31 protein-coding genes are annotated in these 24,614 nt (G+C 38.3%); 26 read left to right on the forward strand and 5 right to left on the reverse strand.

Going from position 1 to position 24,614, the window contains the following annotated elements; all coding sequences use genetic code 11:
• Nucleotides 1-22 precede the first annotated feature (22 nt).
• The 18 genes from rplE to carA all read left to right on the forward strand — a co-directional run bounded on the left by rplE (nt 23) and on the right by carA (nt 10,655).
• Nucleotides 23-577: a 50S ribosomal protein L5 gene (gene rplE / locus U0R11_RS06995; protein ID WP_166229555.1), complete on the forward strand. Its 555-nt coding sequence runs from the start codon at nt 23-25 to the stop codon at nt 575-577.
• Nucleotides 578-616: 39 nt separating this feature from the next.
• Nucleotides 617-886 carry a 30S ribosomal protein S14 gene (gene rpsN / locus U0R11_RS07000; RefSeq protein WP_109324408.1) on the forward strand — a complete coding sequence of 90 codons (270 nt, stop codon included), beginning with the start codon at nt 617-619 and terminating at the stop codon, nt 884-886.
• 76 nt (nt 887-962) lie between these two features.
• On the forward strand, nt 963-1,358 hold the full coding sequence (gene rpsH, locus U0R11_RS07005; RefSeq protein WP_109324407.1) for a 30S ribosomal protein S8: 396 nt from the start codon (nt 963-965) through the stop codon (nt 1,356-1,358).
• 61 nt (nt 1,359-1,419) lie between these two features.
• Entirely contained in the window at nt 1,420-1,977 is a 558-nt protein-coding gene (gene rplF, locus U0R11_RS07010) for a 50S ribosomal protein L6 (RefSeq protein WP_406750875.1), read from the forward strand.
• Nucleotides 1,978-2,024: 47 nt separating this feature from the next.
• Complete coding sequence (rplR, locus tag U0R11_RS07015) at nt 2,025-2,372, forward strand: 50S ribosomal protein L18 (protein WP_406750877.1); 348 nt, start codon at nt 2,025-2,027, stop codon at nt 2,370-2,372.
• An 8-nt stretch (nt 2,373-2,380) separates the two neighbouring features.
• Nucleotides 2,381-2,899: a 30S ribosomal protein S5 gene (rpsE, locus tag U0R11_RS07020; protein ID WP_166229560.1), complete on the forward strand. Its 519-nt coding sequence runs from the start codon at nt 2,381-2,383 to the stop codon at nt 2,897-2,899.
• 35 nt (nt 2,900-2,934) lie between these two features.
• Nucleotides 2,935-3,114 (forward strand): 50S ribosomal protein L30, encoded by a 180-nt coding sequence (gene rpmD / locus U0R11_RS07025; protein ID WP_406750879.1) that lies wholly within the window; start codon nt 2,935-2,937, stop codon nt 3,112-3,114.
• A 45-nt stretch (nt 3,115-3,159) separates the two neighbouring features.
• Nucleotides 3,160-3,606 (forward strand): 50S ribosomal protein L15, encoded by a 447-nt coding sequence (gene rplO, locus U0R11_RS07030; protein WP_109324402.1) that lies wholly within the window; start codon nt 3,160-3,162, stop codon nt 3,604-3,606.
• Between the two features lie 17 nt (nt 3,607-3,623).
• Nucleotides 3,624-4,943: a preprotein translocase subunit SecY gene (gene secY, locus U0R11_RS07035; RefSeq protein WP_406750881.1), complete on the forward strand. Its 1,320-nt coding sequence runs from the start codon at nt 3,624-3,626 to the stop codon at nt 4,941-4,943.
• 1 nt (nt 4,944) lies between these two features.
• Nucleotides 4,945-5,751, forward strand: coding sequence for a type I methionyl aminopeptidase (gene map / locus U0R11_RS07040; RefSeq protein ID WP_406750883.1), 807 nt, complete (start codon nt 4,945-4,947; stop codon nt 5,749-5,751).
• A gap of 10 nt (nt 5,752-5,761) precedes the next feature.
• Nucleotides 5,762-5,980, forward strand: a complete 219-nt coding sequence (gene infA / locus U0R11_RS07045; protein ID WP_092013982.1) for a translation initiation factor IF-1 — start codon at nt 5,762-5,764, stop codon at nt 5,978-5,980.
• A 28-nt stretch (nt 5,981-6,008) separates the two neighbouring features.
• A complete protein-coding gene (gene rpmJ, locus U0R11_RS07050; RefSeq protein WP_109324399.1) occupies nt 6,009-6,125 on the forward strand; it encodes a 50S ribosomal protein L36 in 117 nt (38 codons plus the stop codon).
• 43 nt (nt 6,126-6,168) lie between these two features.
• A complete protein-coding gene (gene rpsM / locus U0R11_RS07055; RefSeq protein ID WP_109324398.1) occupies nt 6,169-6,546 on the forward strand; it encodes a 30S ribosomal protein S13 in 378 nt (125 codons plus the stop codon).
• A 45-nt stretch (nt 6,547-6,591) separates the two neighbouring features.
• Nucleotides 6,592-6,987, forward strand: a complete 396-nt coding sequence (rpsK, locus tag U0R11_RS07060) for a 30S ribosomal protein S11 (RefSeq protein ID WP_109324397.1) — start codon at nt 6,592-6,594, stop codon at nt 6,985-6,987.
• 103 nt (nt 6,988-7,090) lie between these two features.
• Nucleotides 7,091-7,696 carry a 30S ribosomal protein S4 gene (rpsD, locus tag U0R11_RS07065; RefSeq protein WP_406750885.1) on the forward strand — a complete coding sequence of 202 codons (606 nt, stop codon included), beginning with the start codon at nt 7,091-7,093 and terminating at the stop codon, nt 7,694-7,696.
• 71 nt (nt 7,697-7,767) lie between these two features.
• A complete protein-coding gene (locus U0R11_RS07070) occupies nt 7,768-8,757 on the forward strand; it encodes a DNA-directed RNA polymerase subunit alpha (protein WP_166373786.1) in 990 nt (329 codons plus the stop codon).
• Between the two features lie 90 nt (nt 8,758-8,847).
• Complete coding sequence (rplQ, locus tag U0R11_RS07075; protein WP_406750888.1) at nt 8,848-9,465, forward strand: 50S ribosomal protein L17; 618 nt, start codon at nt 8,848-8,850, stop codon at nt 9,463-9,465.
• Nucleotides 9,466-9,554: 89 nt separating this feature from the next.
• Nucleotides 9,555-10,655, forward strand: coding sequence for a glutamine-hydrolyzing carbamoyl-phosphate synthase small subunit (gene carA, locus U0R11_RS07080; RefSeq protein ID WP_406750890.1), 1,101 nt, complete (start codon nt 9,555-9,557; stop codon nt 10,653-10,655).
• Nucleotides 10,656-10,713: 58 nt separating this feature from the next.
• Here the strand turns inward: carA and U0R11_RS07085 are convergent, their stop codons facing one another.
• The 3 genes from U0R11_RS07085 to U0R11_RS07095 all read right to left on the reverse strand — a co-directional run bounded on the left by U0R11_RS07085 (nt 10,714) and on the right by U0R11_RS07095 (nt 13,333).
• Entirely contained in the window at nt 10,714-12,135 is a 1,422-nt protein-coding gene (locus U0R11_RS07085) for a TonB-dependent receptor (protein WP_166373789.1), read from the reverse strand.
• Nucleotides 12,136-12,228: 93 nt separating this feature from the next.
• Nucleotides 12,229-13,089 carry an N-acetylglucosamine kinase gene (locus tag U0R11_RS07090; protein ID WP_406750892.1) on the reverse strand — a complete coding sequence of 287 codons (861 nt, stop codon included), beginning with the start codon at nt 13,087-13,089 and terminating at the stop codon, nt 12,229-12,231.
• A 4-nt stretch (nt 13,090-13,093) separates the two neighbouring features.
• A complete protein-coding gene (locus U0R11_RS07095) occupies nt 13,094-13,333 on the reverse strand; it encodes a cytochrome b5 domain-containing protein (protein WP_406750893.1) in 240 nt (79 codons plus the stop codon).
• A gap of 98 nt (nt 13,334-13,431) precedes the next feature.
• On the opposite strand from U0R11_RS07095, the gene U0R11_RS07100 reads away from it, so the two are divergent.
• From U0R11_RS07100 to U0R11_RS07115, 4 genes are all read left to right on the forward strand, one after another.
• Nucleotides 13,432-13,917 (forward strand): hypothetical protein, encoded by a 486-nt coding sequence (locus tag U0R11_RS07100; RefSeq protein WP_406750895.1) that lies wholly within the window; start codon nt 13,432-13,434, stop codon nt 13,915-13,917.
• A 47-nt stretch (nt 13,918-13,964) separates the two neighbouring features.
• The gene (gene thiL, locus U0R11_RS07105) at nt 13,965-14,990 is read left to right on the forward strand and encodes a thiamine-phosphate kinase (RefSeq protein ID WP_406750896.1); all 1,026 of its coding nucleotides are present in this window, start codon (nt 13,965-13,967) and stop codon (nt 14,988-14,990) included.
• A gap of 1 nt (nt 14,991) precedes the next feature.
• Nucleotides 14,992-15,693, forward strand: coding sequence for a WbqC family protein (locus U0R11_RS07110; RefSeq protein ID WP_406750898.1), 702 nt, complete (start codon nt 14,992-14,994; stop codon nt 15,691-15,693).
• Between the two features lie 103 nt (nt 15,694-15,796).
• Complete coding sequence (locus U0R11_RS07115) at nt 15,797-17,725, forward strand: polysaccharide biosynthesis protein (protein ID WP_406750900.1); 1,929 nt, start codon at nt 15,797-15,799, stop codon at nt 17,723-17,725.
• Here the strand turns inward: U0R11_RS07115 and U0R11_RS07120 are convergent.
• Nucleotides 17,722-18,360, reverse strand: coding sequence for a phosphatase PAP2-related protein (locus tag U0R11_RS07120; RefSeq protein ID WP_406750902.1), 639 nt, complete (start codon nt 18,358-18,360; stop codon nt 17,722-17,724). The two genes, U0R11_RS07115 and U0R11_RS07120, sit on opposite strands and share 4 nt — an antisense overlap.
• Before the next feature lie 161 nt (nt 18,361-18,521).
• On the opposite strand from U0R11_RS07120, the gene msrA reads away from it, so the two are divergent.
• The gene (gene msrA, locus U0R11_RS07125) at nt 18,522-19,079 is read left to right on the forward strand and encodes a peptide-methionine (S)-S-oxide reductase MsrA (RefSeq protein WP_406750904.1); all 558 of its coding nucleotides are present in this window, start codon (nt 18,522-18,524) and stop codon (nt 19,077-19,079) included.
• On the opposite strand, the gene U0R11_RS07130 is transcribed toward msrA, so the two are convergent.
• Nucleotides 19,076-21,793: a putative LPS assembly protein LptD gene (locus U0R11_RS07130; RefSeq protein ID WP_406750906.1), complete on the reverse strand. Its 2,718-nt coding sequence runs from the start codon at nt 21,791-21,793 to the stop codon at nt 19,076-19,078. The genes msrA and U0R11_RS07130 overlap by 4 nt on opposite strands.
• A gap of 162 nt (nt 21,794-21,955) precedes the next feature.
• Here U0R11_RS07130 and U0R11_RS07135 point away from each other — a divergent pair, with 162 nt between their 5' ends.
• Genes U0R11_RS07135 through prmA form a run of 3 tightly spaced genes read left to right on the forward strand, consistent with a single transcriptional unit; the run spans nt 21,956 to nt 24,546 of the window.
• Complete coding sequence (locus tag U0R11_RS07135; protein ID WP_406750908.1) at nt 21,956-22,756, forward strand: N-acetylmuramoyl-L-alanine amidase family protein; 801 nt, start codon at nt 21,956-21,958, stop codon at nt 22,754-22,756.
• A gap of 8 nt (nt 22,757-22,764) precedes the next feature.
• On the forward strand, nt 22,765-23,712 hold the full coding sequence (locus tag U0R11_RS07140; RefSeq protein ID WP_406750910.1) for an MlaD family protein: 948 nt from the start codon (nt 22,765-22,767) through the stop codon (nt 23,710-23,712).
• A 6-nt stretch (nt 23,713-23,718) separates the two neighbouring features.
• Nucleotides 23,719-24,546, forward strand: a complete 828-nt coding sequence (gene prmA, locus U0R11_RS07145; protein WP_406750912.1) for a 50S ribosomal protein L11 methyltransferase — start codon at nt 23,719-23,721, stop codon at nt 24,544-24,546.
• Nucleotides 24,547-24,614 lie beyond the last annotated feature (68 nt).

Consider the following 24,614-nt stretch of genomic DNA (forward strand, 5'->3'; position numbering starts at 1 on the left):
GAAATCCACAACATATACAAAAATGGCAGTACCTAGATTAAAAAAACGTTTTGTAGAAGAGGTTGTACCAAGCTTAAAAGAAAAGTTTCAGTATAAATCTGTGATGCAAGTACCTAAGATTACTAAAATCGTAATCAATAAAGGTGTAGGAGCCGCAGTAGCGGACAAAAAGCTAGTAGATGTAGCTGTAGAAGAAATCACTCAAATTGCTGGTCAAAAGGCAGTGGCAACGATTTCTAAAAAGGCGATCTCTAACTTTAAATTGCGTGAAAACATGCCAATTGGTGTGAAAGTAACCTTGCGTGGAGATCGTATGTATGAGTTTTTAGATCGTTTAACTACGGTTTCTTTAGCTCGTGTGCGTGACTTTAAAGGAATTTCTGAAAAGGGATTTGATGGTCGTGGAAATTATACATTAGGGGTAAAAGAGCAAATCATCTTCCCTGAGATATCCATCGATAAAGTAGCTAAAATTTCCGGTATGGACATCACTTTTGTGACAACCGCTAATACGGATGAAGAAGCTTACGCTTTATTGGCTGCCGTAGGAATGCCTTTTTCCAATATTAAAAAATAATTAGCCAAGGGCTACTAACACATTTAAAATTTTTACATCATGGCTAAAGAGTCAGTAAAAGCTAGAGAAAGAAAACGCGAAGCAGCTGTTGCTAAATATGCAGTTAAAAGAGCGGCATTGAAAGCAGCAGGTGATTACCTAGGATTGGACAAGTTACCTAAAAATGCTTCTCCAGTACGTCTTCATAACCGTTGTAAGTTGACCGGTCGTCCACGTGGTTATATGCGTAAATTCGGCATTAGCCGTGTTACTTTCCGCGAAATGGCATCTAATGGTTTGATACCAGGAGTGACCAAATCAAGCTGGTAATATAAAATTTGATTAATTAAATTCATTTTTGTAATTTTGCAGGCCTTTTTAATGGCTTGCGGCAAATTTAAAAACAATGACAGATCCTATAGCAGACTATTTAACCCGATTGAGAAATGCCTTGAAGGCACGCCATAGGGTAGTTGAAATTCCTGCTTCCAACATTAAAAAGGAAATCACGAAGGTGCTTTTTGATAAGGGGTATATTTCAAATTATAAATTTGATGATACTACAGTTCAAGGAACCATCAAGATTGCTTTGAAATACAATGCAGTTACTAAGCAACCTGCAATCATTAATTTGACTCGTATTTCTAAGCCAGGTTTACGTAAGTACAACGGAGCTGAAGAGTTACCACGCGTATTGAACGGTTTGGGTATCGCAATTTTGTCTACTTCGAAGGGAGTAATTACCGACAAAGAAGCGCGTACACTACACGTTGGTGGTGAGGTACTTTGCTACGTATATTAATAATTAATTGTTTAACGCTGAAAGGAGCTAAGCTCGAAATTTAAGCAAAAACTACATTTTCATGTCAAGAATAGGAAATAAAATTATCAACATTCCTGCTGGTGTAACAATCGATGTTAATGCGGGTAATTTGGTAACGGTAAAAGGCCCTAAAGGAACTTTATCTCAGCAAGTTGACCAAGATATCATCATCGAAATCGAGGAAAACGTGTTGACGGTTAAGCGTCCAACAGAGCAGAAACGTCACAAAGCTATGCACGGTCTTTACCGTTCATTGATCAACAACATGGTTGTTGGAGTTAGCGAAGGTTTCGTGAAAAATTTAGAAATCATTGGTGTGGGTTATAAAGCAGCAAACCAAGGTAATATCTTGGAATTGAGCTTAGGTTACTCTCACGCTATTTTTATGGCTATACCTGAAGAAGTCAAAATCACGACGGCGATGGAGAAAGGTAAAAACCCAATGGTTAATTTAGAAAGTATCGACAAGCAATTGATCGGTCAAGTGGCAGCTAAAATCAAATCACTTCGTCCAGTGGAGCCTTACAAAGGCAAAGGTGTTCGTTTTGTGGGTGAGCAGGTTCGTCGCAAGGCAGGTAAAGCAGGTGGTAAGAAATAAATAGAAAAAGCGTGGGCCGGAAATCCACACAAACAAGTTAAATCAATATGGCAACAACAAAAGATTTACGTAGACTTCGCATCAAACGTGCGATACGTGCGAAAATAAAAGGAACAGCTGAACGTCCTCGTTTAACTGTTTTCCGTTCCAACACAGCGATGTACGCTCAGTTGGTGGATGATTTGAGTGGAAAGACTATAATGTCTGCTACCTCATACAGGAAAGGTAAAGTGAACAACAATGTAGAGGCTGCCAAATTAGTTGGAACAGCTATCGCAGACAAGGCCAAAGCTGCGGGAATCACTAAAGTGGTTTTTGATCGTAACGGTTATTTGTATCACGGAAGAATTAAATCATTAGCTGAAGGCGCTCGCGAGGGTGGCTTACAATTTTAATAAAAGATATGTCGCATTTACAAGCAAAACCAATTAAGGTTAATGAGGGTGAGTTGAAGGAGAAAGTAGTAGCCATCAACCGTGTTGCCAAAGTGGTAAAAGGGGGTCGTCGTTTCAGTTTTTCTGCTATCGTTGTAGTAGGTGATGGTCACGGAATCGTAGGATTCGGATTAGGAAAAGCAAACGAAGTAACAGATGCTATCACTAAAGGTATCGAAGACGCTAAGAAAAATTTATTCCAAATTCCATTGTTGAAGAACACGGTTCCTCACGAGCAATTAGGTAAATTCTCTGGTGGTTTCGTATTAATTAAGCCAGCTGCTCCAGGTACAGGATTGATCGCCGGTGGTGCGATGCGTGCTGTCTTAGAATCAGCAGGTGTTCACGACGTATTAGCGAAGTCTAAAGGTTCTTCTAATCCTCACAACGTAGTTAAAGCAACAATTGATGCTTTAGTGAAGATGAGAGCTCCTCACACAGTAGCTTTCCAAAGAGGAATTTCTGTAGCTAAAGTATTTAATGGATAATCGAGCGCCTTAGTGCCTCTAAAATAGAACATACGATGTCTAAAGTTAAAATTACCCAAGTAAAAAGTGCTATCAAGCGTCCTGAAGTTCAGAAACGTACGATTCAAGCACTAGGATTAGGTAAGATCCGTAAAAGTGTTGAAGTAGAATTGAACCCAGCTATCGCAGGGATGATTCGTGCAGTCAATCACTTAATTGTAGTAGAGAATTTATAATTTAATTGCGAGTTACCCCCAAGGGTAGCGTTAAGCCCAATACACATGAAATTATCTTCATTAAAGCCGGCAGAAGGCTCAGTAAAAACAAGAAAAAGAGTAGGTCGTGGTCAAGGTTCAGGTCTTGGTGGAACTTCCGCTCGTGGTCATAAAGGAGCTCAATCTCGTTCAGGTTATTCACGTAAGCGTGGATTTGAAGGAGGTCAGATGCCAATCCAACGTCGTGTACCTAAATTCGGTTTCAAAAACATCAATCGTGTAGAATACAAAGCAATCAATTTAGATACCTTACAAGCTTTAGCAGATGCGACAGGTTTGAAGCAAATCAATTTTGAGACACTTTACAGCCACGGATTAGTATCTAAGTCTGACTTAGTGAAAATCTTAAGTCGTGGAAGTGTTACTTCTGCTTTAGAAGTTACCGTTAAAGGTTTCTCTGGTGCTGCTAAAGCTGCTATCGAAGCAGCAGGTGGTCAAGCAATTGTTGGTTAATCCTCTATTCTAAACGAATGAACAAGCTAATAACAACGTTTAAGCATATCTTCGCGATTGAGGAATTAAGAGGTCGTATTTTTAATACGTTACTTTTTATCACCTTTTTCCGTCTGGGTTCTTATATCGTTCTACCGGGTGTAGACGCGACTAAATTAACACAAGCTGGTGATGGTGGACTCTTTGGTTTGTTGAATATGTTCTCTGGTGGAGCTTTGAGCAATGCTTCGGTATTTGCTCTTGGTATCATGCCTTACATTTCAGCATCTATCGCTATTCAGTTGTTGACCATTGCTCTTCCTTACTTCCAAAAGATGCAAAAGGATGGAGAATCAGGTCGTAAAAAATTAAATCAAATCACCCGTATCTTAACGATTTTCGTTACGGCGGCACAAGGTTTTACCTATTTACAAGTAACGATTCCAGCAGAAGCTATCTTGGTTGATCCTTGGTTCTTCCGTCTTTATGGAGTAGCTATCTTGATTGGTGGAACCATGTTGTGTATGTGGTTGGGTGAGAAAATTACCGACAAAGGTATTGGAAATGGTATTTCTATGTTGATTATGATTGGTATTGTCTCTCGTTTTCCTGCTTCTATATTACAGGAGGCTGGATCACGTGGTATGGTAGGGGCCTTGTTATTCATCATTGAAATAATAGCTTTATTCTTCGTCGTGATGGGTGCTGTTATGGTAACTCAAGCGGTTCGTCGTATTCCTGTTCAGTATGCGAAGCAAGTGGTAGGGAGCAAGATGTCGGTAGGCGGAGAGCGTCAATACATTCCATTGAAGTTAAATGCTTCTGGTGTTATGCCCATCATTTTTGCTCAGGCATTGATGTTTATACCGGGATTAGTAGCTCAATCTTTTGCTGAGAAAAGTGAATTTGCTCAATCGGTAGCTCAGGCTTTCGGTGATTTCACAACCTGGCAATACAATGCCTTATTCGCTTTATTGATTGTCGTGTTTACTTTTTTCTACACAGCGATTTCCATTAATCCAACACAAATTTCGGATGATATGAAGCGTGGTGGAGGATTTGTCCCAGGTGTTAAGCCAGGAGAAGAAACATCTAATTTCATTGCTAGTATTTTAGACCGCATTACATTGCCAGGTGCTTTGATGTTGTCTATCATTGCTATTCTACCAGCTGTTGCCAATTTATTTGGAGTGACAAGGGGTTTTGCATCCTTCTTTGGAGGTACATCCTTGCTCATTTTGGTCGGTGTAGTTTTAGATACATTGCAACAAATAGAAAGTTATTTGTTGATGCGTAAATATGAAGGGTTGATGCAGTCAGGACGTGTGAAAGGACGTTCCGAAATGATTAGCCGATAAGATGATTTATTTAAAGACGCCCCAAGAATTATCGATCATTCAAGCGAATGGTGAAATTTTAGGAAAGTGTCATGCTGAAGTTGCCAAAGCCATTCAACCTGGTGTAAGTACCTTAGCTTTAGATAAAATTGCCTACCAATTTATTAAGGATCATGATGCCCATCCTTCCTTTTTAAATTACCAAGTAGGCGATAAGAAGTATGCTTATTCGCTTTGCATCTCAGTGAATGACGTGGTAGTTCATGGATTACCAGGGAGTTTGGAACTGAAAGAAGGAGATATAATTTCCATCGATGCCGGGGTTTATAAAGATGGTTTTCACGCCGATAGCGCTTATACCTATGCAATAGGTCAAGTGGGGGAGGATGTTGGGAATTTATTAACAAGGACAAAAGAGTCTTTGTACCAAGGAATTAAGCAAGCAGTAGCAGGAAAACGTATCGGTGATATAGGCTCGGCAGTGCAGACTTATACCGAGGGATTTGGTTACGGAGTAGTGCGGGAATTAGTAGGACATGGAGTAGGTAAAAATCTACATGAAAGTCCAGAAGTTCCTAATTATGGTCGCCGAGGAGATGGAGCTAAATTAAAAGAGGGAATGGTGATAGCCATAGAACCGATGGTTAATTTGGGCAAACGTCAAATCACCGTAGACAAGGATGGCTGGACTATCCGAACGGTAGATCGAAAAGCATCTGCGCATTTTGAGCATACCGTAGCAGTAGGGAAGAATGAAGCTTTACAGCTGACAACCTTTAGTTACATTGAAGAAGTATTAAAAACATCAACAGTATTGTTGAATATTTAACATATAAATTATGGCCAAACAATCCTCGATCGAAGTAGACGGCATCATATTGGAAGCCCTTTCGAACGCGATGTTTCGGGTGGAATTAGAGAATACGCATCAAGTGATTGCGCATATCTCGGGTAAAATGCGGATGAATTACATCAAAATTTTACCTGGTGATAAAGTGAAGTTAGAAATGTCTCCTTATGATTTGAGTAAGGCAAGAATAGTTTATCGTTATAAATAGTAAGGTTTGACCCATAAATTAAACAAATATGAAAGTTAAAGCATCGATTAAAAAGCGTAGTGCAGAATGCAAAGTCATTCGTCGTCACGGAAAGCTTTATGTCATCAACAAGAAGAATCCTAAGTTCAAGCAACGTCAAGGATAATTCGAAAGTATTAAATGATTAATAACAACAATTAATTACCTATATGGCTCGTATTGCAGGGGTTGATATTCCCGACAAAAAAAGAGGAGAAATTGCCTTGACTTATATCTTCGGTATTGGTCGTAGCACTGCTCAAAAGATTTTGACGAAAGCAGAAATTTCGTTTGATAAGAAAGCTGGTGAGTGGAATGATACGGAGGCTAGCGCCATTCGTGCTATTATTGCTGCCGAATTCAAAACGGAGGGACAGCTTAAGTCTGAGGTTCAATTGAACATCAAGCGTTTGATGGACATCGGATGCTACCGTGGTTTGCGTCACCGTAAAGGACTTCCTGTACGTGGCCAAAGAACTAAGAACAATTCTCGTACGAGAAAAGGTCGTAGAAAGACAGTTGCTAACAAGAAGAAAGTAACTAAATAATAACAGGGGATAATTCCCCTACACAATTTTTATTGATTTTATCCAATGGCACAAGCAAAAAGAAAAGATAAAGCGAAGAAAAGAGTGGTGGTAGTTGAGTCGGTAGGCCAAGTACACATCAAAGCTTCCTTTAACAACATCATTATTTCAATTACCAATTCAGCAGGACAGGTAATTTCTTGGGCATCTGCAGGAAAGATGGGTTTCCGTGGGTCTAAGAAAAACACTCCTTACGCAGCTCAGATGGCAGCATCAAACTGCGCAGCAGTAGCTGTTGAAGCGGGAATGAAAAAAGCAGAGGTTTTTGTAAAAGGACCAGGAGCTGGACGTGAGTCAGCTATCCGTACTATCCAAAACTCAGGTATTGAAGTTTCCTTAATTAAGGATATCACTCCAATGCCTCACAATGGATGTCGTCCTCCAAAACGTCGTCGCGTTTAATTTTATTCATGTTGGGTAATTAGTAATTATTTTCTCCAACATCATTTATTCACTTAATTAATTACTTCATTGCCCACAAGAAGGGCATTGACTTTTAAAAAAAATGGCAAGATACACTGGTCCAAAATCCAAAATTGCTCGTCGTTTCGGCGAAGCAATCTTAGGTCCGAGTAAAGCATTAGCTCGTAAAAATTATGCTCCTGGTATGCATGGTAAAGGGAAACGTTCAAAAGTTTCTGAATATGCCATTCAATTAAAGGAAAAGCAAAAGGTAAAATATACCTATGGTATTTTAGAACGTCAGTTCGAAAATTTGTTTCACAAAGCCGCTGTTAAAGAAGGTATCACAGGTGAGAACTTGTTGAAAATGTGTGAAGCAAGATTGGACAACACAGTATATCGTTTAGGAATTGCTCCTACCCGTCGTGCTGCTCGTCAATTGGTTATCCACAAACATATCATTGTGGATGGTGATGTAGTAAATGTGCCCTCTTACTCATTACGCCCAGGCCAATTGGTAGGTGTACGTGAAAAATCTAAATCTCTTGAGGTTGTTTCTGATTCGCTTGCGAACCGTTCACCAAAGCGTTTCAACTGGTTAGAGTGGGATGGTGTGGAATTAGTAGGTAAATTTACTGCTTTTCCAGAAAGAGATCAGATCCCTGAAAACTTTAATGAGCAAGCTATCGTCGAATTGTATTCGAAGTAATAAGCTGCTTAATAATACAATTTAAAAGAGTATCAATAACGTTTTTTCAAGATCATTTTAAGCTACGAAATATGTCAATATTAGCATTCCAAATGCCCGAGAAAGTTGTGATGGAGAAAGCCGATGACTTCCACGGGACATTTGAGTTCAAGCCACTCGAAAAAGGCTACGGTGTTACCATTGGTAACGCACTTCGTAGAATTTTACTTTCCTCTTTGGAAGGTTATGCGATTACAAGCGTTAAGATTTCTGGTGTTTTACACGAGTTTTCAGCAATAGAAGGTGTTCATGAAGATGTTTCTGAAATGATCCTTAACTTGAAGAAGATCCGTCTTAAGAAGGCGCAAGAGATTTTGGAAAATAAAGTAAATATCAAAGTGAAAGGCCAAACTTCCTTTACAGCTGGTGATATTGCTAAATTTACGCCTTATTTTACCGTTTTAAATCCTGATTTGGTGATTTGTAACTTAGATTCTTCTAAAGAATTAGAGGTTGAGTTAATCATCGAAAAAGGTCGTGGATATGTACCAGCTGATGAGCCTCGTGCTAATGAATTAGCTTTTGGTCACATTGCCATTGATGCCATCTACACGCCTATTAAAAATGTTAAATTTAGCATTGAAAATACACGTGTAGAGCAAAAAACTGACTACGAAAAATTAGTGTTAGATATCGAAACAGATGGTTCTATCCATCCTGAAGATGCATTGAAAGGTGCAGCTTATATCTTAATCCAACACTTCATGTTATTCTCTGATCAAACTATGACTTTCGAAACGCCAAAAGCGGAGGAAGATAACGTAGTAGACGAAGAGATGTTACACATGCGTAAATTATTGAAGACTTCTTTAGCCGATCTAGATTTATCTGTACGTGCTTACAACTGCCTTAAATCAGCTGATGTTCGTACTTTAGGGGAATTAGTGAAATTAGAGATTTCAGATATGATGAAGTTCCGTAACTTTGGTAAAAAGTCATTAACTGAGCTAGAACAACTAGTAGAAGAGAAAGGCTTAACCTTCGGAATGGATGTTGCGAAATATCGTTTAGACGAAGATTAATTAATCAATTTTTAAATAAGTAATAGGTGGTGGTCATGTAAAACCCACTAACCGCAGTCCGAAAGGACTTTTAACTTACGAATTAACACAATGAGACACGGAAAAAAATTCAATCACTTAGGAAGAACAGCTTCCCACAGAGCAGCCTTATTATCAAATATGGCATCCTCTTTAATTTTACACAAACGTATCGAAACAACTGTTGCGAAAGCAAAAGAATTACGTAAATATGTTGAGCCTTTAATTACAAAGTCTAAGACAGATAGCACGAACAATCGTCGTGTTGTTTTCTCTTACCTTCAAAATAAAGATTCAGTTAAAGAATTATTTGGAATCGTTTCTGAAAAAGTTGCTGCACGTCCAGGTGGTTACACTCGTATTATCAAATTAGGAAATCGTCTTGGTGATAACGCTGAGATTTGTTTCATCGAATTAGTTGATTTCAATGAAACGATGCTAGCTGCTTCTGCTGAAAAAGCTGGTAAAACTCGTAGAAGTCGTCGTTCAGGAGCAAAGAAAGAAGGCGTTGAGGCTGCTGCACCAGTAGCAGAAGCACCATCGGCTGAGGTAGTTGAAGAAGTAACTGCAGCTGAAGAAGTAGCAGAAGCTCCAGTAGCTGAAGTAGTTGAAGAAGTAGCTGCGGCTGAAGAGCCTGCTGCTGATGAATCAACAGAAGAGCCTAAAGAAGAAAAGGGAGAAGATGCATAATTCATTTCTCTTTTAATATGGGAGGGCTTTAACTTTAATTAGTTGAAGCCCTTTTTTTAGATAAAAAATTATTCAAACATAGATACATTATGAAAATTACAGAATCGACTCCGGCGGTTTTATTGTTGCAAGATGGTACGCTCTTTCATGGGAAAGCATTAGGCAAAATAGGCACACACGGTGGTGAGATTTGTTTTAATACGGGAATGACGGGGTACCAGGAAATATATACTGATCCATCTTATGCTGGACAAGTAATTATTAATACCACCGCTCATATTGGCAATTATGGTGTAATGGATGCCCAGGAAGCAGAGTCCAATCAAGTACAAATTGCTGGAATGGTGTGTAATGAATTTTCAAGTGTCAATTCTCGATTTACGGCCACTGGATCTTTACAAGATTATTTAGAAAAAGCAGGAATTGTAGGAATATCAGGTATTGATACGCGTGCTTTGGTACGTCATATTCGTACTAAAGGTGTCATGAACTGTTTAATTTCGTCTGAAATTTTTGATATCGATTCATTACAAAAGCAATTAGCTAAAGTGCCCGACATGGAAGGACTAGAACTTTCTTCTCAGGTGTGTACCCAAGAAACCTATTTCTTAGGAAATGAAAATTCGGATTTTAAAGTAGCTGTACTTGATCTTGGGGTTAAGAAAAGTATATTAAGTAATCTGACAGACCGTGGTTGCTATTTGAAAGTATTTCCAGCTAAAACTTCTTTTGAAGAGATTGCAGCTTGGCAGCCGGATGGCTATTTTGTATCCAATGGCCCAGGTGATCCTGCTGTAATGCCCTATGCTGTAGAAACAGTGAGCCAATTTTTAGCTAGTGATAAACCCGTATTTGGGATTTGTTTAGGTCACCAAATTTTAGCTCAAGTTTGCGGTTTATCCACCTATAAAATGCACAATGGACATCGTGGCTTAAACCATCCTGTTAAGAATTTAGAAACAGGTTTATCGGAGATTACTTCCCAAAATCATGGATTTGCTGTTCGTGTGGAGGAGCTTAGTGCAAGTTCACAGGCAAGTCTTACGCACATTAATTTAAATGACCAGACCGTAGAAGGATTACGTGTCAATGGAAAAAAAGCATTCTCGGTGCAGCATCACCCAGAGGCTAGTCCAGGGCCACATGATTCCCGCTATTTGTTTGATCAGTTTATTGATCTTATGCGATAGAAACCCAAAAAGGCAACGTCACCGTTGCCTTTTTTATTAACTCTATATTACCTGAAATTTAAGCCAGGCTTTTTTCCGGATAACCAAATAATGCTTTTTCCTTAATGAGCTTAACCACCGAGCTTGGAACCAGATTTTCCCATTCACCTGAACCTTGTTGAATTAAATCCAACACTCGATCTGTACGGATTTTCATCAAATTCTCATCATAAGAATGTATGTCGGCTAGTTTTTCATTGTCCAATAAGTATTGGAATAAACCAGTCAAATGAGCCTCGGGTTGGAAACTTTTTAGGTTAATTAATTGCCCATTTTCATCCAAGGTAGGGTATAAATAAAGCTTGATTTTCAAACCAAATAAACTAGCAAAAGCGGTTAATATTCCTCCTGGATATTGCGTGTAATGCTTCTCTTCAAAGATGTAATCCAAATTTGGCATACCCATGATTAAAGCCATTTTTAAGCGACTAAATTTGCTTAGGTAAGCTACCAGTTTAAAGTATTCGTGGAAATTTGAAATCAATACCGTTTGACCCAAAGAACATAAAATATCCACACGGTCTAAAAAGTCCTTTTCATTGATGTGATTACCTTCATTTTCTAGATTCCTCAGCGTTAATTCAGATACTACACAAATTTTATCATCATCAATATCGGCCTCATTTTCAAACTGTTTAATCCCTTTCTTGACCATGTCAGAAAAGATGTTTGTCACTGGCCTGAAACGACCACGGATGGCTACAATGTGTTTCTTGGAAAGGGCATCATAAGGTTGCATGACATTTCCATCAGGACCAAATAAGGCCGCTTGCGTGAATCCATGCTTCACCAAGTACAAAGACATCAGCCGGTTGTCAACATCCTTAAAATCTGGACCCTCAAAACGAATCATGTCAATCTCAATTCGATCAGGAGAAAGGTCGTCCAATAAAGAAACTAGTATTTTTTCTGGGTCAGCATGATAATGGTAGCAACCATAAATTAAATTTACCCCAATGATTCCCAATGCCTGTTGTTGAAGAATATTATCATTATCTAACATGTTGATATGGATAACGACATCATTCACAGGCCCATTAGGACTTAACTGAAAACGTAATCCTACCCAACCATGGGCATCATTATCTTTTTGGTAGTTTAAGGCAGAAACGGTATCCGCAAAGGAGAAAAAACGTTTTTCATCGGCTGATTCTGTCAATCGAACTTTCAATAATTTGAATTCACGATTGAGCATTTTCATCAAACGAGGCTCACAGACATATTTTCCAGATTCTTCTTCCCCATAAATGGCGTCAGAAAAGGCCATGTCATATGCTGAAATGGTTTTGGCTATGGTACCTGATGCCCCACCTGCTTTGAAAAAATTAGCAGCAACATCCTGTCCTGCTCCTATTTCTGCAAATGAACCATATATACTGCGATCTAAATTGATCTGAAGGGCTTTTTGTTTCGTCCCTATGGATTTTAATTTGGCAGTCATAGACGAATGAGTTTGTTGATTACGAAGGCTACTACTTAGCAAAGTTATATAATTATCCTGCTATTTACATGATTTTCTTGAAAACATCCTAACCTATTCAGGCCATCTTTTTGATTTATGGTATAAGGTTAAGCCTGCCATAGGGGTCTCGCTGATATTTCCCAAGAGATAACGATTTTTTCTAAGTACTTGTTTCAAAATATCCGAATAATAAAAGGCTATGGAGCCAGTGAAATGAATTTTTCGAGTTTCAACTTCAGCATATTTACAAACATATAATCGGATAAACTCTTGAAAAGCGTGTTCAATCATTTGATAGCAGAAAGGGTGCTTGCGGTGATCAAACAAAAATTTTGAAAATCCAGCAAACCATCGATTAGGATATTCTCCTTGATACGCTTTGGATAAAATGTCTAATCGATTCAACTCTCCATATCGTTTGACAAATAAATCACGAAGGTCTTGTGGCAGTTCATGATGTAAATAGGCTAATATCAGCAGCTTTCCTAAGTGCCCACCACTACCTTCATCACCCAACCAAAAGCCCAAAGGTGGGATTTGTTCCTTAATACTCTCACCATCAAAAAAACCAGAATTAGACCCAGTTCCCAAGATACAAGCAATTCCCGAATCATCACCGCACAACGATCGAGCCGCTGCTATTAAATCATTTTCTACCAGAATGGTCTTGACACTTGGAAAATATGGGTTGAGCCAATTCCGTATGATCTCTCTTTTGGAGTCATCGGTAATGCCAGTGCCATAATAGTAAATCTCCTCAACCGTAAGTGTACTTAGTTGAGAAAGAACATCCTTCTGAGAAGCTTGTATTTCTTCTGGTGTTTGATAATAGGGGTTGATTCCCAAGGAATGAAAACGCTGATAAGCTTCATTTGGGGAAGAAATATACCTCCATTCTGTTTTACTTGAACCGCTTTCTATTAGTAAAATCATGGATTTAGATTAATATGCCAATGGCTTTATATTTGTCAAAAACTTGTTCTGTATGGGGAGCATCTTTTAATTCATCGCTCAAATCTTGGCCAGCCCAATGTTCATAATGTTTGCCATTTTTCCAAAGTCGGGAATGACTCATATCATATATTTTTCCTTGGAAAGCTACCCAGATTTCAGGTCGGTCTTGTCCATTCCTTAAGGCCAACTGAGCCCGAGAATAATGTGGAAGTGTTGAGTCCAATGCGTTTATAATTAGTACGAAACTAAATAAAAAGGATGAAAAGCCGTTTTGTAAGCAAAGATTTTTAATTTTACTTGATATTTAATGTTACTGGATTTATGAAAAATACATTACGCGTATTTATTTCAGTCTTATGTTTAAGCTTAATTGCCGCCTGTAGTAAGGATGATCCTAGCCCAACACCACCAACTCCTACTCCTTTGGTTTCTGATTTAATTAAGAAGGTTTGGTCAGCTTCCAATATTCAATGGGACGGAAATGTGCAATATGACAAAACCGCTACATCCAATTTAGTGGCAGGCTATGCCCAGTTTAAATTGGATCTAACGAGCTCTTCATCGGTCTCTTTGACAGAGTATGATGGAAATAAGTTTACAGGTACTTATAGCTTATCATCAGATAATAAAACCTTAACATTGTCAAACTTAAAAACAAGTGATGGTACGGAGCCTACGGGTACTGGTGGGACATTAGCCTTTACCATTTCAGGGGTACCCACGGCCAGTAGCTTGGTGATAGAATCTACTACGGCATACGTAAAAGCAAGTAATAAAAAGATTAGGTTGAGTTTAGTCAATCCTTAATCACAAATTAATCATGAGGCCGCCTCATTGGGCGGCTTTTCTAGTTTATGGAGAAAAGAACAGAAATTGGGTCTTTAGGAGAATTTGGTCTCATTCAACGCTTGGCAGAAGGATTTACATCACATCAACCATGGACATCCATCGGGATTGGGGATGATGCAGCAGGTTTAGAATCCAATGGATTTAAAGTCGTTTCAACGACTGAATTAATCATAGAAGGGGTACATTTTGATTTGTCATATACGCCTTTAAAGCATTTGGGTTTTAAGGTAACGAGTATGGCTCTTTCAGATATTGCGGCCATGAATGCCATCCCAGCTCAGCTTTCAGTGGGCCTAGGCCTCAGTAATCGTTTTTCAGTGGAAGCTGTGGAGGAGTTGTATGAAGGAATAAAATTAGCCTGCGAAGAATATAAAATTGATTTAGTCGGTGGCGATACCACGTCATCACCCCAGGGTTTGATTATTTCAGTGAGTGCTTTGGGCTTGGTCGCAGAAGATCAGCTCGTGAAGCGAAGTGGAGCAAAACCCAACGATGTTATTTGCGTAACGGGGGATTTAGGGGGAGCTTTGATGGGTTTACAATCTTTGGAAAGAGAGAAACAAGTATATTTGGCTAATCCAGCTATGCAGCCAGAATTGAATGAAAAGAATTATGTGGTGATGCGTCAGCTCAAACCAATGGCTCGTTTTGATATCATTCATGATTTAAAGGAATTAGGGGTGGTGCCTACCTCAATGATTGATTGTTCGGATGGATTAGCTTCTGAGATTTTGCATTTATGTAATGCCTCTGGTACAGGAGCAAGGATTTTCGAAAAAAATATACCTATCGATGATGAGACTTATTTAGTGGCTACGGAATTTAGTATTAGTCCATTAACCGCCGCCTTGAATGGAGGTGAAGATTATGAATTGGTGTTCACCATTGCACAAACTGATTTTGATAAAGTAAGTAAAATTACGGATGTTACGGCCATTGGTTACATGACGGACATTCCTAAAGAACGGGTTTTGGTGATGAAGTCAGAACAAATAGTCGCTTTGACTGCCCCTGGATTTGGTCCACAATAATATGTCAGTAGCTATCATGCAGCCTTATTTTTTTCCTTATTTGGGCTATTTCCAATTAGTTCAATCAGTGGATGATTTTGTCTTTTATGACGATGTCATGTTCATTAAAAAAGGCTGGATAAACCGAAATCAAATATTAATGCAGCAAAATGCATTTTTATTCACCATACCATTAGAAAAACAAAGCCAAAATAAGAGTATTCGGGAATCCAACATTTCCTGGGGCTCCGAATTTCCTAATAAATGGTTGCAGCAATTGCAGTCGGCCTATAAAAAAGCCCCGCAGTTTATACCAGTGATGGAGTTGATCGAGTCTATTTTAAGCAAAAAGCCCTCCAGTATAGCTGATTTAGCCGCTTCAAGTGTGATGGCAACTTGGCAGTATTTGAACTTAGAGAAAAGGTTTCATTTTAGCTCAGAATTGGGTGTTTCTAAAGATCTCGACCGAGCAGAAAGGCTTATGGCCATAACAGAAACGTTAGGTAGTAAACACTACATCAATGCTAAGAATGGTCAAGATTTATATCAAAAAGAGTATTTCGCGGACAAAGGATTTGAATTAAACTTTTTAAATCAAACCTTGCCTCCTTATTATCAGGGGATTAAACATGATTTTATCCCAGGCTTATCCATGATTGATGTATTGATGTGGAATTCGAAACAAGAGGTAGTCATAATGCTTTCTGCTTATTCTTTGATTTAGTCAAAGGAATTCCGTTTGATAAGTTTAGGTATTATTTGATTGTAGAATTATTAACTTTACGATAATTCTCTTAAAAAGGGATTCTCGAAAGTAAATGAGTTCTATGTCACAATCTTTACTTCTTAGTAAATACTCCAATACCTTCCTCTCCAGGTGGTTAGTATTTGCTTTCGATTTGGGAATTGTTGTTTTTTCCTTTTCTGTGGCGACCTTGCTTCGCATGAATTTTCGATTAACAGACATTAATTTCGATGTTTTTAAGTACCATTTCTTATTCCTTTTTACTTTTAGGGCGCTGGCTTTTTTGTATTTCCAATCTTACACTGGGATAATTCGTCATACTAGTATAGAGGATGCCGTTATTATTTTAAAAGCTGTTTTTACTGGGACTTTCTTCGCTACCATTCTCTCTTTGGTAGTGCGTTATTACTTCAATCTGGACACCTTGTTTTATGTTCCTTTGTCCATTTTAGTCATTGATTTCTTTATTTGTTTATTCTTAATGGTTTCATTAAGATTTTGGGTTAAATCATTTTATGAATCTTTTATTAGGGAGTTTAGGCCTTCTGTTGGAATATTGATTTATGGGGCTGGATATTCTGGAATGTTAACCAAAAATGTGATAAACAATGATCGAGGAATCAATTACACCATATTAGGATTTATTGATGATAATGAGTCTAAGATAGGAAAGACCATTGAAGGCATCCGTGTCTATAGTTTGACGGAAGCCATGGATAAGTTTGTAGATAAAACAGACGGTCTGGAAGTTATCATGGCTATCAATAATATTTCGCTGAAAGTGAAAAAGCGAATTACCGATACTTTTTTGGATCGGGGAGTTGTGGTTAAAATCCTTCCTCCGGTAGAAAAATGGGTAGGAGGCGAGTTTGCTGTCAATCAAATTCATAATGTAAAAATTGAAGATTTATTGGGCCGCGATGTTATTCAAATGAATAATAAGGAAGTGGGGGAGCAATTGTACAGCAAAACCATTCTAGTTACTGGAGCGGCAGGGTCTATTGGAAGTGAAATAGTGCGACAATTAGTTGCTTATTTGCCAGCGTCCATCATTTTGGTTGATCAGGCTGAATCTGGCTTATTTGACCTTGAATTTGAAATCTCAGCAAGTATTCCCATTAATACTAAGCTGTCAGTATATGTAGCCGATGTAACGGACCAAAAACGCATGTCTCGGATAATTTCAGCCCATAAGCCTAACTTTATTTTTCATGCAGCGGCCTATAAACATGTACCTTTGATGGAAAGTAATCCCTATGAGGCTGTTCGGATTAATGTCTTGGGAACTAAAATACTTTCGGAGTTAGCAGCCGAATATCATGTCGAGCGTTTTGTAATGGTCTCTACTGATAAAGCGGTGAATCCAACCAATGTGATGGGTGCCACAAAGCGTTTAGCTGAAATGTACACCCAATCCATGAATCATTTGGAAGGAATCTCCACCAAATTCATTGCCACCCGATTTGGGAATGTATTAGGATCCAGCGGATCTGTGATTCCTTTATTTAAAAAGCAAATTGAGCGAGGTGGGCCAGTCACGGTTACTCACCCAGATATCACCCGTTATTTCATGACGATTCCGGAAGCTTGTGAACTCGTTTTGGAGGCAGCTACCATGGGAAATGGGGGTGAAGTATTTGTTTTTGATATGGGAGATTCGGTAAAAATCATCGACTTGGCTAAAAAGATGATAACCCTGAGTGGTTTACGAGTAGACCGAGATATTGAAATTAAGTTTTCTGGTTTACGTCCTGGGGAGAAATTATACGAAGAGTTGTTGAATAACAACGAAAACACCTTGCCAACGCATCATCCTAAGATTTTAATTGCCAAAGTAAATACACCAAGTTATTCCTATATGGAGATTCAATCCAATGAATTAGAACATATATTGGAACATGGAACAAGTAATCAACTAGTTTCAAAAATCAAGGATATCATACCTGAATATAAATCCAATAACTCTGTTTTCGAACAGTTGGATAAAGTTTCAATCCGTTCCAAAGGCTAGATTTTCAACCACCTTTTTACTAGGTAAATAGCTCCAATAGTCACTATCGGAGCAGCTACCACGTCCATCGTATAATGCACATGTTGGACAAGTAATAGAGCCATTAGTATCAAGGTTAATATATAAGCCCATTTTTTCTCCTGGGTTTTAGGTAGAAAGAAACATACAAAAACCATAGTAGCTGTATGACCCGAAAAGAAAAGATCTTTAGTAATGGCTAAATTCTCCCCATAAATAAAAATTTCAGCCAGAGGATCATGTAAATCCACTAATTGGAGGGGAGGATTTAGCGGTATAAGGTAAATGCAGCTAAGTCGAATTAGGGTTTCAAGATTGAATGCCCAAGCGAACCATAAAAAGGTATTTGGATTGGGAATCAATCGAATGAGTAAGTAAATGACGCTACAGTAGATGATGCTAAATATGGGGTAAGAGACATTGAAAGCGGGAATATGGACTAAGATCATGTCTTGAATTAACATACCTTCACGCATTTGAATCCACTGAAAATAATCGTCGGCTTTCCATGGGAATAGCATAAAAACCAGTAATGCACTCACGAATTTCCATCGAAAAGCACTTTCTTCCCAAGCCTTTGACCAGTTTGTTCGAACAGATTGAATATAACTTTTCATGCTTATCTTTGGTTCTATCTATAATTTAAGTCCGCAAAACTACGTTAAAAATTAAAATAATGGAGAAATTGATGAAAAATGCCTGGGTAATTCTCGGAATAGTAATAAGCTTTTCTCATTTTTCATGTGGAAACGCTACAAAAGATAAAATAAATACAAAAATGACAAATACAGAATCTAGTCATGCACAACTGGAAACCATTACCTTTGGAGCTGGGTGCTTTTGGTGTGTGGAGGCAGTATATCAACGCGTTAAAGGTGTACAAAAAGTAGTATCTGGATACATGGGTGGTAAAATGAAAAACCCAAGTTACCGTGATGTTTGTACAGGGCTTACAGGCCATGCTGAAGTTTGCCAATTGACCTACGATCCTAAGGTGGTCTCATTTGAAACCTTATTAGAAGTTTTTTGGCAGACCCATGATCCTACTACATTGAATCGACAAGGGGCTGATGTAGGAACACAATATCGTTCGGCTATTTTTTATCATACAGCAGCACAAAAAGCTGCAGCAGATCAATGGAAGCAAAACTTGAATGCTAAGAAAGTTTTTCCAAATCCCATTGTCACAGAAATAGTAGCAGAAAGCACTTTTTATCCTGCGGAAGATTATCATCAAGATTACTTCAATCAAAACGGAGAAGAGCCTTATTGCAAAATTGTGATTAAGCCTAAGATGGATAAATTCCTTAAAGCTTTTAAGGACAAATTAAATTAGAAGCCTCCTTTATCATAAAAACTTCTTCTTCTTGAAATTTTTAGTTCTTGTAATAAACTTGATTTAACGCGTAAATCGAAAGAATAGTTGCTGGCCCTTCCATAAAATGGGCTAGCTATAGGTGTCCAGTTGAAATTAAGTTCCCAGCAGTGTAAATCTCGGTGTACTGAAATATTGGTATAGGTCAGTCCACTATATTTGAAATCGTATCCAGAGCTAAAAGAAAATTTCCATTTCTCACTCAAGCTCAAATCTCCCTGAAAAGTTAAACCACTAATATTTTGGGATGGAGCTAAGCCTGCTCGGTTCATGCTAAATTGATAACTGAATGAAAAAGACCAAGGGATATTCCAGTCCACATAGTCATCACGATTCCTGTTAATTTGTCTTAATTGTGCCTCAGAGGCATTTTTACTTACCTTTTCTCCTTGGCCTTTGGCGGGAGCAAATCTCTTCCCAATAGATAAATTAAAGGATTGTAATCGGGCTAAACCTTCACCTTTGGTGACCATTAAATCAGGAGTTCTTCTGCCCACAACTGCAAAAGACTGGTCAGGGACATATAAATAGGGATCTAAGTTACCTCCAATGTTAATATCAAATTGTTTGATTCTGGAGTTGGCATTAAAGGATAAATTGGACAAATTGAATTCTTTGGCTAATAAATTATAGCTACCATTAATTCCAAAATTGTCCAGAATATTGATCTTTTCTGATTCTTTTGTCGCTGTATCAGACTTGGTTTTCAACTTAGCTTCTAAGGTGTTTTGTATACCAAAACTAATACTTCCAGATGCTCCACCATAACTAAGCTGACGAGGGTCAAAGGTGCTTATTCTACGTATATCACCAACTTGTTCTTCGCCATTGGTATTGATGAATTTTCTATTGTTGATGCGAACATCTTGGTAATAACCATAGGTTGGGTCTGAATAATCAGGAGTATAACTTAAACTGACACTAGGAGCCATGGTATGACGAATCGCTTGTAAGCGTCCTTTGCTAAAGCGCATCGTTCCATACACACGGGTGTTCATACTGGCAGAAAAGGAAATCTGTGAGCTGAATTTGGGCAATCCTCCTACTGTATCAATTCTGACGGTGGAGTCAGTAGGCATGTAAGTATATTTATAAGAACGGGTATACATATTTCCTGACCAAGAAATCCCTGGAGTCAGATTAATGTATGGATTGATTTTAATATTGGGTAAGGATAATGGAATGCTATAATTGAATTTAGTTTGAGCTTTTTCCAATAACATCGGGAGGGTGCTTCCATTCAATGGAATCACGCCAGGAGGCAAATCATCCGCATTTTTAGGAATAAATGGCTTTTGAATGATTCCTCGTTGACTATTGGATTCACGAGGGTACACATCAAATTCGTATCGCGTATATAAATCAGAAACTTGGTTCGACAAACTGACCGTTCCTGAAAAGTCCATTCCAATTCTAAATTGATCAATGAAGCGGTCGGCAATGGCATTCTTTTTCTTAAAAGGCTGAAACTGGTTGAGTCCCAAATTGAAATCAGTACCTGCATCAAATACCCGAGTGGTCGTATTCTGGTTGATCCTCAAACTGATACCACTTCTAAAATTTTGTCCGATGGCTTTGGTATATTGAACAGATGAACCAATGGTATTGGAAAGGTATTGTTGCGTATTAAACGTGTTGAATTGATTGTAAGAGTTCGAGGCAATGTTAACGGAGGCGGAGAAACTAGAATTACCCAAACTTCTCGGGCTATGCGACCATTGTAAGGCAAAATCCGTACGTGTTGATGGGCTAAATTCTGAACCTGAATTATTGCGATTTAGGGCCAAGTTAAAGGAGCCAGTATATCGGTAACGCTTATTGTATTGGGAATTAGCCCCTAAACCCCAGCCGCCTTTAGAGTAAATTTGTCCTGTGAATCGAACACCAATATTTTCACTCGCCGCCCAATAGTAGCCACCATCACGTAAGTAAAACCCTCTGCCCGAAGGTTCCTCTCCATAGGTAGGGATTAGAATACCGGACTTCCCCGCTTCTTTGGGTTGAGAATAAGGGAAAAACCCGAATGGCAGACCAATGGGTAGCGGAATGTCATTCAGTTCAAAATGGAAAGGACCAGAAATAATTTCTTTCTTGCCTACTACTTTAATTTTACTAGCCCGAATATTAAAATGGGGGTGACTTAAATTACAGGTGGTATAAATTGCATTTCGGATGTAGAGATTTTCTTCTTCATCTTTTTTGACATTTTTTCCTTGGACAAACCCCTCGCCTTGTTGAGTAACTATACCTTTGATAATAGCTCTTTTCGATTTGAAATTGTAGCGGATTTCATCGGAATCATATTTGTCACTTCCCTGCGTAAAAACAGGAAGACCTACCATCTTTTTACTGGTGGTATCAAATGTCCCTTTGGCATAGACTTCGTTTTTTGCCCAATCTAAGCGGATGTATTCTGCCTCTAAGCTAATGTTGCCATATTTTACTTTGGCACCTCCATACAAATTGACAATTTGTTGATCAGCATCTAATACGGTGGAGTCTACTGCAGAATAAAAAACGGTAGTTTGTAAATCTTGACTTTTACTGGCAGTATCTTTAGGAATACTTTTTTGTATGGTATCGGCGCGAACAATTCGTTGAGCATGGACATTGGGTAGGCCTATGCAGGTTACAAGTAAAACAACGAAAAGAAAATAGATGCTATTCTTTATCAAATCAGCGCTAGTTCAACGTTCATCATGTGGACATCATCAATGGTTTGGTGATAAATTCGCATGTTAATGAACGAAGGATGGAATTTAAAAATTATATTTGTCTTTGTATAAGCGTACAAAATTACATCATTGCGACTAACCTACGTCTAATTCATTAAAATAATGTTTACAGTTCTTAGAGCTTTTATTGGATTTGCCTTAACATGTTTGTTAATCGCCGCCATACCAAGTCTTCCTGAGCCTACTCGTTCTGCTAAGCGTAACTTGGTTAAAACGATTTGTTTGGATGCTGGTCATGGGGGGAAAGACCCAGGTTGTTTAGGCCCCAAGGGTGCCCAAGAGGGGAAAGTGACTTTGAAAATTATCCTAGAAGTGGGTAAACGTTTGAAAAGTGAATTTCCAGAATTGAAAGTGATATATACACGAGATACGGATGATTTTGTCGAATTAAATGAGCGGGCCAACATTGCCAATCGCAATCGCTCTGACTTATTTATCTCTGTGCACTGTAATGCTGCCCCCAATAAGGCGGCTTATGGAACAGAAACTTACACAATGGGTTTACATAAAACGGATGGCAATTTAAACGTAGCCAAGCGAGAAAACTCGGTTATTTTACAAGAGAAGGATTATCAGACGACCTACAATGGATTTGATCCTAGTTCTCCTTTAGCCCACATTATGATGGCAAATTACCAAAGTGCCTTTATGGCTAGTTCGGTGAAATTTGCGTCTAAAATAGAAGAGCAGTTTGCCAAAGTATATAACAGAAAAAGTTTTGGCGTTAAACAAGCGGGTTTTTTAGTTATTTGGCGGACAGCTATGCCCAGTGTTCTAATTGAAACGGGCTTTTTAACTAACCCTGAAGAAGAGGGGTATTTAAATTCGGATAAAGGCCAATCGGAAGTAGCTGATGCTATCGTAGGAGCTTTTAAAAAGTATAAGGAAGAAATCGAAAAATAGATTCTGACATGTTTCAAAGTAATGAATTAAAAGTTGGGTTTTTGGCCTTAATCGCCTTTTTAATCCTCTATTTTGGATTTAATTTTCTAAAAGGAAACGATGTGTTTTCTTCTTCTAGAATCTATTATGTTGAATATGACAATGTGGATGGTTTAATGGTTTCCAATCAAGTCATGGTCAATGGGATTGAAGTTGGCAAAGTGAAGTCGGTCACCTTACAGCCAGAAAAGGGAAATAAAATTTTAGTAACGCTTCGATTAGCGAAAGATTTAGTTATTCCAGATAAGACAGAGGCTATTTTGATGGATGGCGCTCTTTTAGGAGGTAAAATTATCCGTTTAGAATTTGGCGGCAAAGGGATACTACCCGAAGAATCATTTATCCCTGGTTCATTAGAAAAAGGGGTTACTTCCTTATTGAAAGAAAGAGCCATTCCTGTTATTGAAAATGCGGACTCTCTCTTAATTTCTTTTCGTCAAATCAGTAAAAAGTTTGAACATACAGGATCCTATTTGAATGAGTTAATCAAAAGCTCCAATAGTACCGTCAATGGGATTAATGGTTCGGTGAATGGTATGGTGGAAGAAAATCGGAATAATATAGCACAGATTTCTGCCAATATGAAAACATTGTCACAGAGCTTAATTGAAACCGAAAAACAATTGAAGCCTATCTTAGTCAAATTCAATACGGTAGCAGACTCGCTGCAAGCTTTACAAGTGGGCAGAACATTGCATGAGGCTAATTTGGCTGTGACATCCATCCAGCGCATTGTTTCTGGTTTGGAAAAAGGTCAAGGTACAGCAGGTAAATTCTTAAAGAATGACAGTTTGTATGTGGGATTGAATAAGACTTTGATGGATTTAGATAAATTATTGATCGACTTCCGCTTGCAACCTAAGCGATACGTGAATATTTCCGTATTTGGTAAGAAGGATACACCTCCTAGTAATTAATTAAAAATGGCAACGATTCAAGCACGTATTTCAGCTTCAGCTGAATTGTCGGATATCTTATTGGCAGAACTTGGCGAAATAGGTTTTGATATCTTCGAAGATACAGAGGAAGGTTTTTTTGCCTATTGTCCTGAAGCTTTATTTGAAGAGGAGGCATTTCAAGAAATTATCACACGATATCAAGCTATTGGACCCATAGAAGTAGAAATGGGACGAATAGAAAAGCAGAATTGGAATCAGGTTTGGGAAAGTAATTATGATCCTATTCGAATTTCTAATTTATTATTTATTCGAGCCAGCTTTCATGAATCTGAGCCAGGCTATCAGATGGAGCTAGTCATTAATCCCAAAATGTCTTTTGGAACGGGTCATCATGAAACTACCAGTTTAATGGTCGAAACATTATTTACATTGGACTTAGAAGGAAAATCTGTGTTAGATGCTGGTACGGGAACGGGGATTTTGGCTTTTGTGGCTAAAAAATTAGGAGCTAATCCGGTGAATGGCTTTGATGTGGACGAATGGTCTGTCGAAAATTCTGTAGAAAATGCAGGATTGAATGATTTAACGTCTGTACGATTTGATTTAGGAACCATTCGTGATCAATCATCGGATGAATACGATGTACTATTGGCCAATATTAATCGCAATATTTTATTAGATGAAATGGCTGAATATGCGCGTCGGATTAAAGCTGGAGGACATTTATTATTAAGTGGTTTCTATCAAGAAGATGTTCCACTATTGTTGCAAGAAGCCTCAGAAGCGGGTCTTTCTTTTATCACAGAAAAGGAGAAGAATCGTTGGACCTGCTTACACTTGAGAAAGCTTTAATTTTGTAGTTTTCTAATATTAGCCTATATTTTTTCGGTATTTCGTTTAAAAACCTTATTTTTGAAGGT

The organism is Aquirufa salirivi (genome assembly GCF_045310485.1).
Classification (GTDB): Bacteria; Bacteroidota; Bacteroidia; order Cytophagales; family Spirosomataceae; genus Aquirufa; species Aquirufa salirivi.

Bases quoted from the DNA above. Each gene is read 5' to 3' on its own strand.
- rpmJ (WP_109324399.1), top strand. From the start codon at position 6,009: ATGAAAGTTAAAGCATCGATTAAAAAGCGTAGTGCAGAATGCAAAGTC.
- U0R11_RS07090 (WP_406750892.1), bottom strand. From the start codon at position 13,089: ATGATTTTACTAATAGAAAGCGGTTCAAGTAAAACAGAATGGAGGTAT.
- U0R11_RS07140 (WP_406750910.1), top strand. From the start codon at position 22,765: ATGTTTCAAAGTAATGAATTAAAAGTTGGGTTTTTGGCCTTAATCGCC.
- U0R11_RS07120 (WP_406750902.1), bottom strand. From the start codon at position 18,360: ATGAAAAGTTATATTCAATCTGTTCGAACAAACTGGTCAAAGGCTTGG.
- secY (WP_406750881.1), top strand. From the start codon at position 3,624: ATGAACAAGCTAATAACAACGTTTAAGCATATCTTCGCGATTGAGGAA.
- U0R11_RS07070 (WP_166373786.1), top strand. From the start codon at position 7,768: ATGTCAATATTAGCATTCCAAATGCCCGAGAAAGTTGTGATGGAGAAA.
- rplQ (WP_406750888.1), top strand. From the start codon at position 8,848: ATGAGACACGGAAAAAAATTCAATCACTTAGGAAGAACAGCTTCCCAC.
- rpmD (WP_406750879.1), top strand. From the start codon at position 2,935: ATGTCTAAAGTTAAAATTACCCAAGTAAAAAGTGCTATCAAGCGTCCT.
- rpsD (WP_406750885.1), top strand. From the start codon at position 7,091: ATGGCAAGATACACTGGTCCAAAATCCAAAATTGCTCGTCGTTTCGGC.
- rplF (WP_406750875.1), top strand. From the start codon at position 1,420: ATGTCAAGAATAGGAAATAAAATTATCAACATTCCTGCTGGTGTAACA.
- map (WP_406750883.1), top strand. From the start codon at position 4,945: ATGATTTATTTAAAGACGCCCCAAGAATTATCGATCATTCAAGCGAAT.
- U0R11_RS07115 (WP_406750900.1), top strand. From the start codon at position 15,797: ATGTCACAATCTTTACTTCTTAGTAAATACTCCAATACCTTCCTCTCC.
- rpsN (WP_109324408.1), top strand. From the start codon at position 617: ATGGCTAAAGAGTCAGTAAAAGCTAGAGAAAGAAAACGCGAAGCAGCT.
- U0R11_RS07110 (WP_406750898.1), top strand. From the start codon at position 14,992: ATGTCAGTAGCTATCATGCAGCCTTATTTTTTTCCTTATTTGGGCTAT.
- rpsK (WP_109324397.1), top strand. From the start codon at position 6,592: ATGGCACAAGCAAAAAGAAAAGATAAAGCGAAGAAAAGAGTGGTGGTA.
- U0R11_RS07100 (WP_406750895.1), top strand. From the start codon at position 13,432: ATGAAAAATACATTACGCGTATTTATTTCAGTCTTATGTTTAAGCTTA.
- rpsH (WP_109324407.1), top strand. From the start codon at position 963: ATGACAGATCCTATAGCAGACTATTTAACCCGATTGAGAAATGCCTTG.
- rplR (WP_406750877.1), top strand. From the start codon at position 2,025: ATGGCAACAACAAAAGATTTACGTAGACTTCGCATCAAACGTGCGATA.
- infA (WP_092013982.1), top strand. From the start codon at position 5,762: ATGGCCAAACAATCCTCGATCGAAGTAGACGGCATCATATTGGAAGCC.
- rpsM (WP_109324398.1), top strand. From the start codon at position 6,169: ATGGCTCGTATTGCAGGGGTTGATATTCCCGACAAAAAAAGAGGAGAA.
- U0R11_RS07085 (WP_166373789.1), bottom strand. From the start codon at position 12,135: ATGACTGCCAAATTAAAATCCATAGGGACGAAACAAAAAGCCCTTCAG.
- rpsE (WP_166229560.1), top strand. From the start codon at position 2,381: ATGTCGCATTTACAAGCAAAACCAATTAAGGTTAATGAGGGTGAGTTG.
- msrA (WP_406750904.1), top strand. From the start codon at position 18,522: ATGACAAATACAGAATCTAGTCATGCACAACTGGAAACCATTACCTTT.
- rplO (WP_109324402.1), top strand. From the start codon at position 3,160: ATGAAATTATCTTCATTAAAGCCGGCAGAAGGCTCAGTAAAAACAAGA.
- prmA (WP_406750912.1), top strand. From the start codon at position 23,719: ATGGCAACGATTCAAGCACGTATTTCAGCTTCAGCTGAATTGTCGGAT.
- U0R11_RS07135 (WP_406750908.1), top strand. From the start codon at position 21,956: ATGTTTACAGTTCTTAGAGCTTTTATTGGATTTGCCTTAACATGTTTG.
- thiL (WP_406750896.1), top strand. From the start codon at position 13,965: ATGGAGAAAAGAACAGAAATTGGGTCTTTAGGAGAATTTGGTCTCATT.
- rplE (WP_166229555.1), top strand. From the start codon at position 23: ATGGCAGTACCTAGATTAAAAAAACGTTTTGTAGAAGAGGTTGTACCA.
- carA (WP_406750890.1), top strand. From the start codon at position 9,555: ATGAAAATTACAGAATCGACTCCGGCGGTTTTATTGTTGCAAGATGGT.